Genomic DNA, 6,894 nt, shown 5'->3' with positions numbered 1-6,894 from the left:
TCGCAAACCGGCCCTGCTCGCCGGCTTCGGCCTGCTCGCCGTCGCCGGTGTCCAGGCCTTCTACTTCGCCTCGATCTCCCGCATCCCGGTCGGCGTCGCCCTGCTCATCGAGTACCTCGCCCCGGCCCTCGTCCTCGGCTGGGTCCGCTTCGTGCAGCGCCGGCCCGTCACCCGCGCCGCCGCGCTCGGCGTCGTCCTCGCCGTCGGCGGCCTCGCCTGCGTCGTCGAGGTCTGGTCCGGACTGAGCTTCGACCTCCTCGGCCTGCTCCTCGCCCTCGGAGCCGCCTGCTGCCAGGTCGGTTACTTCGTCCTCTCCGACCAGGGCGCCGGCGAGGACGGCCAGGCCGACCCGCTCGGTGTCATCGCGTACGGACTGCTCATCGGCGCCCTCGTCCTCACCGCCGTGGCCCGCCCGTGGGGCATGGACCGGTCCGTCCTCGCCGGCAGCGCCGACATGGACGGCACGGCCGTGCCCGCCTGGCTGCTGCTCGGCTGGATCGTGCTGATCGCCACCGTCCTCGCGTACGTCACCGGCGTCGTCTCGGTCCGCCGGCTCTCGCCGCAGGTCGCCGGCGTGGTGGCCTGCCTGGAAGCGGTGATCGCCACCGTCCTGGCCTGGGTGCTCCTCGGCGAACACCTGGACGCGCCCCAGATCGTCGGCGGCGCGGTCGTCCTGGTCGGCGCCTTCATCGCCCAGTCCGCCACCCCGAAGGCCCCGGCGGGACCGGTCGCCGGGTCCGGGAGCGGGCCGGACGACGAGGTCCGCGAGAAGCCGGACGGCGAGCGGGCGGAAGGGCCGGAAACCCGGTTGTCCGCCGGGCGGCCCACCCCCTAGGGTGCCGATCATGCACGCGACCGTTCTTCCGCCGCCCGCCGCCTAGGCGCGCGGCGACCCTCCCGACGAAGACGCGGCTCGGCCCGGCGGATCTCCGCCCCCGAGCGGTTCGTCGCTGCCCGCGCGCGGATCCAGCGACCACCGTTCCCCCGTCCTCCACGGAGAAGTCACGTGTCCACCACCTCGGGATCCGCCCTGTCCACCGGGCGGAGTCTGCTCTATCTCATCGTCGCCGGCATCGCCTGGGGCACGGCCGGTGCCGCCGCCTCACTCATCTTCCGCGCCGGAGACATGGGCCCCCTCGCCCTCTCCTTCTGGCGCTGCGCCGGGGGGCTCGTCCTGCTTCTGGGCGCGCTCGCGCTGCGTCCCCGGCGGGCCGCCGGCGGCACTCCCGAACCGCGCCGCCGCCGGCTCGTCCGCGTCCTCGGCACCGGACTCGGCCTCACCGTCTTCCAGAGCGCCTACTTCGCCGCCGTCCAGGCCACCGGCCTGGCCGTCGCCACCGTCGTCACCCTGGGCGCCGGGCCCGTCCTCATCGCGGCCGGCGCCCGGCTCACCCTGGGCGAACGCCTCGGCGCCGGCGGTCTCGCCGCCGTCACCGGAGCCCTCGCGGGCCTCGCCGTCCTCGTCCTCGGCGGCGGCGAGGCGGAGGTCCGACCGTACGGCGTCCTCCTGGCCGTCGTCTCCGCCGCCGGCTACGCGGCGATCACCCTGCTCACCCGGTGGCTCGGCCGCGACGGCGGCGGTACGGACGCCCTCTCGACGACCACCTGGGCCTTCGCCGTCGGGGCCGTCGGCCTGCTGCCCCTGGCCGCCGCCGAGGGACTGGTCCCGCACACCGGCGAGCCGGTGCGGACGCTGCTCCTCCTGCTGTACGTGGCGGCCGTGCCGACCGCCCTCGCGTACGCGCTGTACTTCGCCGGGGCCGCGGTCGTCCGATCCGCCACCGTTTCCGTGATCATGCTCCTGGAACCGGTGAGCGCCGCCGTCATGGCCGTCACGCTGCTCGGTGAACGGCTCACCGCCGCCACCGTCCTCGGCACCGTGCTGCTCCTCGCCGCCGTCACCGGCCTCGCCCTCGCCGAGGCCAGGACGGCGGTGGACCGGCAGCGGCGGCGGGACACCGGCCCCGGCGCGGAAACGGCGCCGGCCTGGGCCGCGTCCGGAAAGTAGCGGCCTCCGCCCGCGGGGCAGGACCCCCGGCGCCCGGGTCTCCCCGGTCCCGCAGGGCCCGCGGAGGACAGCGTGGCGGAGGGGCGTCCCCGCACGGGCGTACCCGGGTGATCCCGACGACGCCGGGGCGCCTCCCGTGTCCGAAGGGCCGCGCGCGGCCTTCCGGGCGCGGCCCGGCGGGCGGGGCGCGGGAGCGGGCAGCCGTTCGGCGCGTCCCGCCCGGTGGCGAACGGGGCCGCCGGGCGTACTGACCGGGCCGTACCCCGGCGCGTACCCTGGCAAGGACAGGAGCGACGCCCCGGGGAGGACGACGTGACCGCACGCCAGACATGGACGGTGGACCGGCTTCATCACGTGCTGCCGCACTCGGCGTCCCGTCAGCAGCTCCTCGCCGACGTGAACCTCACCCCGATCGAGGAACTGCCGGCGGTCCTGGAGCGGTGGGCGGCGGTGGCGGAGAGCCTCGACGCCGCGGCCGGCCGGATCGAGACCGCCCGGGTCTCCGCGAAGGTGACGGGGGAGCTGCCCCTCGACCTGGCGGCGGACGACCGGACCGGTGAGGTCCTGCGGGACGCCGGAACCCGTGACGCGCGGGGGCGGGCAGCGGAGTGACCTACCGGCTCCACTTCTCGGCCGACGTGTTCGAGACGTACAAGCAGCTGCCCGACGGCGCCCGTCGTGACCTCGCCGTCTGCCTCGTCGACGCCCAGCAGGACCCGCTGGCCCGCTCCGAGCCGTACGGGCAGGACGACGGCATCGTCCGTACGGTCGCGCGCGGCCACGTCACCGCGGTCATCCTGATCGGGCACGACACCCGGACCCTCACGGTGCTCACCATCGCGTACGCGGGCAGCGAGTGAGCGTCACCGCCGGGGGAGTGGGAGGGGCACCGTCACGCGCTGCGGCCGGTGAGGGCGGACACGCCCTCTCGCGCTGGTGACCGGGCCGATGCGCGGCGAGAGCCTCGTGCACGGACCCGGCACGGCGCGGGGTGCCGGACCGTCGTGGACGATCGGGTCATCGGGCAGACCGGGCCGACGATGACGGCGCCGGGCGTGGACCAGGAGCGGGCCCGGGGTGCGGAGCGCCTTCCACCTCGCCGTCGTCGCCGTTGAGGACGGGACGGCGACCGTGACCCGTGACGCCCGGCCACGCGCCTCCGACTGCCGGATCTCGCCGAGTGACCGCGGCCGCGAGTGGCGGCTCGTCAGGGGCCGGGGACCGTGGAACCCGACGCGGACGGGCCGGGAGAGGCCGCCGGCGTCGCCGACGGGCCGCGGCGGAGCTGATGCGCGCGGGCGGCGAGGTCTCCGGGGCCCCGCCGCTCGGCGAGCCGGGCCGACACCCGCTCCCGCACCTCCGGCGGCTTGTTGCCGGCGTACTTGAACTTCGCCCGGACCCCGGTCACTTCCAGGCGCAGCCCGCGGATGCCCGGCAGCATGCGGCCGAAGGGCGCCTCGCCCGGGACGGCCGGCACCGTGCCGCCGTCCGGCTGGAAGTGGGCCACCTGGCGGTTGAGCAGTTCGGCCTTCCCGGCCGGGTCGTCCACCACGTGCGCCGTGCAGCGCAGTTGGACGGCGGCGTAGTACGAGGTCGGAGTGCCGTGCTCGGGCGGCGCGCCGTCGGGGGCGGTCCAGGGGCCGGGCACGTACACGTAGTCGTCCACGACACTGAGCAGGACCACCGGGTGCGCCTCCAGGGCGTGCCACAGCGGGTTGGGGCGGGCGAGGTGGGTGACGGCCTCGCCGTACGGGCCCGGCCCGGCGTCGTACCGGAAGTGCAGGGGCTGCACCCACGGCGGTTCGCCGGCGAGGCCGTTCACGGCGAGCTGCCCGAAGTCGTGGCGGGAGAGCCAGTCACGCCACTCGCCCTCGTCGTGGGGGGCGTCCCAGGGATGGATCAGCACGACGGGGTCTCCTCGGGGCGCGGCCGGACGAGCGCGGCGAGGTAGCCGGGCAGGGCGACGGACGGGTCGAGGTCGGCGGCCGGCTCGGGGGTGCCGTAGCCCCTGCGGACCGGGACGACACCGGTCCAGTGGGGGAGGCCGAGGTCCTCGGGGTCGTCGTTGGGGCCGCCGGTGCGCACCTTCGCGGAGACCTCCGCGAGGTCGAGGCGGAGGACGGCGGTGGCGGCGAGTTCCTTGGCGCTCGCGGGGCGCGCGTCGCGCGAGCGGCCGGGCACGACCTGGTCCACCAGGGCGTCGAGGGCGGTGTGCATCTCCTCCGGGTCGGTGACCTGGTGGGCGGTGCCGTGCACGACGACGGAGCGGTAGTTGAGGGAGTGGTGGAAGGCGGAGCGGGCGAGCACCAGGCCGTCGACGTGGGTCACGGTCAGGCAGACGGGCAGACCGGGGGCGTCCTCGCCGCGCCCGGCGGCCCGCAGCGGGCGCGAGCCGGTGGAGCCGTGGACGTAGAGCCGGCCGCCGACCCGGCCGTAGAGCGTGGGGAGGACGACGGGGGCGCCGTCGCGGACGAAGCCGAGGTGGCAGACCGAGCCCTCGTCGAGTATCGCGTGGACGAGGTCCTTGTCGTACGAGGCGCGGTGGCGGGAGCGGGTGGGGACGGTCCGGCCGGTCGGCGGATAGATGTCCGGCGTGGCACTCATTGCTCTCTCCATTGCACTAGTGCATAATGTGTTTTGTGCTAGGAGAATATCGGATCGAAGGTCGCCGCGCATCGGAGATCGCCGCCAGCGTGGAACGCGGAGTGGGAACGGGAGCGCTCGAACCGGGCCGACTCCTGCCCCCGCTCAGGGAGTTGGCGACGGAGCTCGGGGTGAACCCCAACACCGTCGCCGCCGCCTACCGCACCCTGCGCGAGCGCGGCGTCATCGAGACCGACGGCCGGCGCGGCAGCCGGGTGCGGCCCCGGCCCGCCACGACCGCGCGCGGCTCGATCCGGGTGGAGGCCCCGCCCGGTGTCCGGGACGTGAGCGACGGAAACCCCGACCCCGCCCTGCTCCCGCGGCTGGACGAGGCCCTCGCCGAGGTCGCCCGCCACTACGCCGAGGCGCCCGGCGTGTACGGCCAGGCGCCGGTGGACGGGGAATTCGCGAGGCTCGCCCGTGCCGCCTTCGACGCGGACGGGGTGCCGGCCGGTCCGGTCGGTGTCGCCTCCGGCTCCCTGGACGCCATCGAGAGGGTGCTCGCCGCCCGGCTGCGGCCCGGCGACGCCGTCGCCGTCGAGGACCCGGGGTGGGGCAGCCTGCTCGACCTCGTGCCGGCGCTCGGCCTGCGACCGGTCCCCGTGGCCCTGGACGACGAGGGTCCGCTGCCCGAGGAGGTCGAGCGGGCGATCGTCCGGGACGGGGCCCGAGCGGTCGTCGTCACCGACCGGGCGCAGAACCCGACCGGCGCCTGTGTCACCGGGGAACGCGCGCGGCACCTGCGGGCGGTGCTCGCCGCCCGGCCCGACGTGCTGCTGGTGGAGGACGACCACGGCCACGGCATCGTGGCGCAGCCGCTGCACCCGCTGGCGGGTGTCACCGACCACTGGGTGCTGGTCCGCTCGGTCGCCAAGGCCTACGGCCCGGACCTGCGGATCGCCGCCTTCACCGGGGACGCCGAGACCGTCGACCGGGTGCTGGGCCGCCAGCGCCTCGGCCCCGGTTGGGTGAGCCGACTGCTCCAGCGGACCGTCGCGCACCTCTGGACCACCGGCGCCGTCGACCCGGCCCGCGTCGCCCGCTCGTACGGGGCGCGGCGCGACGGACTCGTCCGGGCACTGGCCCGGCGGGGCGTCGAGGCGCACGGGCGCGGCGGCATGAACGTCTGGGTGCCGGTGGCCGACGAGACGGGCGCGGTGACGGCGCTCCTGGCCGCCGGCTGGGCGGTCGCCCCCGGGGCGCGCTTCCGCCTCGCGACCGGGCCGGCCGTCCGGCTCACCGTCTCGCGGCTCGCCCCCCGGGACATCGAGCCCCTGGCCGAGGCCGTGGCCCGCGCGGCGGGGCCGGCGCAGGCCAGGAGTTACGGGTAGGGCGCGTCCGCCCGAGGGCCGCGAGGGGCCCCGCCGTGCGGGCGGGGCCCCTCGGCGCGGTGTCAGCAGCTCTCGCCGAACTTCACGGCGGTGAGGGAGACGGGCTGCCCGCCCAGCTTCGTACCGGCGGCCGGTTCCTGGGTGCACACCTGCCAGTTCGACTCGACGAGGACCATCCGCCCCTGGGATGAGGCGTCGGTGACGGTGAGGCTCGTGGCGGGATCCAGGGACTGGCGGGCCACCTTCACCGACGTGCCGGTGAAGTCGGGCATGGAGGTCGTGGGCCCGGGTTCGTTCGCGCCCTGGTCCGTGCCCGGGCAGTTCTCCTCCAGCTTGACGGCCGCGAAGTCCACCTCGGTGTCCGTGGGGTGTTCGCCCGCCGCGGGGGTCTGTCCGCAGACTTTCCAGTTCCGGTCGAGGGCCTGGGCGCGGCCGCGGCCGAGGGCGTCATGGGAACGGAGGTTGTGGAAGCCGGCGGCCTGGGCCTGGTCCTGCGCGGACTGGAGGCCCTTGCCGGTCATGTCCGGCAGCGTGCCCGGCCCGGCGTCGGCCGCCGGCGCCCGGGTGGTGGCCGCGGAGGCCGGCGGCGTGGCGGTCCGGGTGGTGCGGGGCGCGTCGTCGGTGGTGCCGCTGCCTTCGCACGCCGTGAGGGTGAGGGCGAGCAGCGATGCGGCGAGGAGGCCGGTGGTGAGGTGGGTGCGCATCGCACCAGCCTGTCGCACCGTGCACGCTCCGTGAGGGGGTGTGATCACTTCGTGATGACGGGCCTCGCGTGCGGACGGTCTCCGTGCGCGTCTCCACTCCCGGCGGGGCGTCGCGGCCGGGCCCCCGCGGCGGGCCGGCCCCGGGCGGGGGGGGGGGGGCGGGGGGGGGTGTGGGGCGCGCCCCCCCGGGCCCCCAGCGCACCCACCG

Annotated in this window: 8 protein-coding genes; 5 read left to right on the top strand and 3 right to left on the bottom strand. The window is 76.4% G+C overall.

Annotated features, from left to right (window positions below):
* The 4 genes from RIF68_RS19215 to RIF68_RS19200 all read left to right on the top strand — a co-directional run.
* Nucleotides 1-835 (top strand): DMT family transporter (locus RIF68_RS19215; protein ID WP_309052512.1); only part of this gene is annotated, 835 nt, incomplete at its 5' end.
* Between the two features lie 171 nt (nucleotides 836-1,006).
* Nucleotides 1,007-2,008: an EamA family transporter gene (locus RIF68_RS19210; RefSeq protein WP_309052511.1), complete on the top strand. Its 1,002-nt coding sequence runs from the start codon at nucleotides 1,007-1,009 to the stop codon at nucleotides 2,006-2,008.
* A 312-nt stretch (nucleotides 2,009-2,320) separates the two neighbouring features.
* The gene (locus tag RIF68_RS19205) at nucleotides 2,321-2,620 is read left to right on the top strand and encodes a hypothetical protein (RefSeq protein ID WP_309052510.1); all 300 of its coding nucleotides are present in this window, start codon (nucleotides 2,321-2,323) and stop codon (nucleotides 2,618-2,620) included.
* On the top strand, nucleotides 2,617-2,868 hold the full coding sequence (locus RIF68_RS19200) for a hypothetical protein (RefSeq protein WP_309052509.1): 252 nt from the start codon (nucleotides 2,617-2,619) through the stop codon (nucleotides 2,866-2,868). The genes RIF68_RS19205 and RIF68_RS19200 overlap by 4 nt, the downstream gene beginning before the upstream one ends.
* A gap of 347 nt (nucleotides 2,869-3,215) precedes the next feature.
* Here RIF68_RS19200 and RIF68_RS19195 read toward each other — a convergent pair whose 3' ends face one another.
* Both RIF68_RS19195 and RIF68_RS19190 read right to left on the bottom strand, forming a co-directional pair.
* Complete coding sequence (locus RIF68_RS19195) at nucleotides 3,216-3,914, bottom strand: FMN-binding negative transcriptional regulator (protein WP_309052508.1); 699 nt, start codon at nucleotides 3,912-3,914, stop codon at nucleotides 3,216-3,218.
* Nucleotides 3,908-4,612, bottom strand: a complete 705-nt coding sequence (locus tag RIF68_RS19190) for a pyridoxamine 5'-phosphate oxidase family protein (RefSeq protein WP_309052507.1) — start codon at nucleotides 4,610-4,612, stop codon at nucleotides 3,908-3,910. Before RIF68_RS19190 ends, RIF68_RS19195 begins: the two co-directional genes overlap by 7 nt.
* 35 nt (nucleotides 4,613-4,647) lie before the next feature.
* Here RIF68_RS19190 and RIF68_RS19185 point away from each other — a divergent pair, with 35 nt between their 5' ends.
* Nucleotides 4,648-5,982 carry an aminotransferase class I/II-fold pyridoxal phosphate-dependent enzyme gene (locus tag RIF68_RS19185; protein WP_309052506.1) on the top strand — a complete coding sequence of 445 codons (1,335 nt, stop codon included), beginning with the start codon at nucleotides 4,648-4,650 and terminating at the stop codon, nucleotides 5,980-5,982.
* A gap of 62 nt (nucleotides 5,983-6,044) precedes the next feature.
* On the opposite strand, the gene RIF68_RS19180 is transcribed toward RIF68_RS19185, so the two are convergent.
* Nucleotides 6,045-6,686 carry a hypothetical protein gene (locus tag RIF68_RS19180; RefSeq protein ID WP_309052505.1) on the bottom strand — a complete coding sequence of 214 codons (642 nt, stop codon included), beginning with the start codon at nucleotides 6,684-6,686 and terminating at the stop codon, nucleotides 6,045-6,047.
* Nucleotides 6,687-6,894: the final 208 nt, after the last annotated feature.

Source organism: Streptomyces sp., assembly GCF_031178505.1.
GTDB classification, from domain to species: Bacteria; Actinomycetota; Actinomycetes; order Streptomycetales; family Streptomycetaceae; genus Streptomyces; species Streptomyces gulbargensis.
The sequence above is the reverse complement of the archived record's forward strand: the minus strand, read 5'-3'. Positions and strand labels throughout refer to the sequence as shown.

What these genes read in the sequence shown, in the direction of transcription:
- RIF68_RS19180 (WP_309052505.1), bottom strand. Translation starts at nt 6,686, where the DNA reads ATGCGCACCCACCTCACCACCGGCCTCCTCGCCGCATCGCTGCTCGCC.
- RIF68_RS19190 (WP_309052507.1), bottom strand. Translation starts at nt 4,612, where the DNA reads ATGAGTGCCACGCCGGACATCTATCCGCCGACCGGCCGGACCGTCCCC.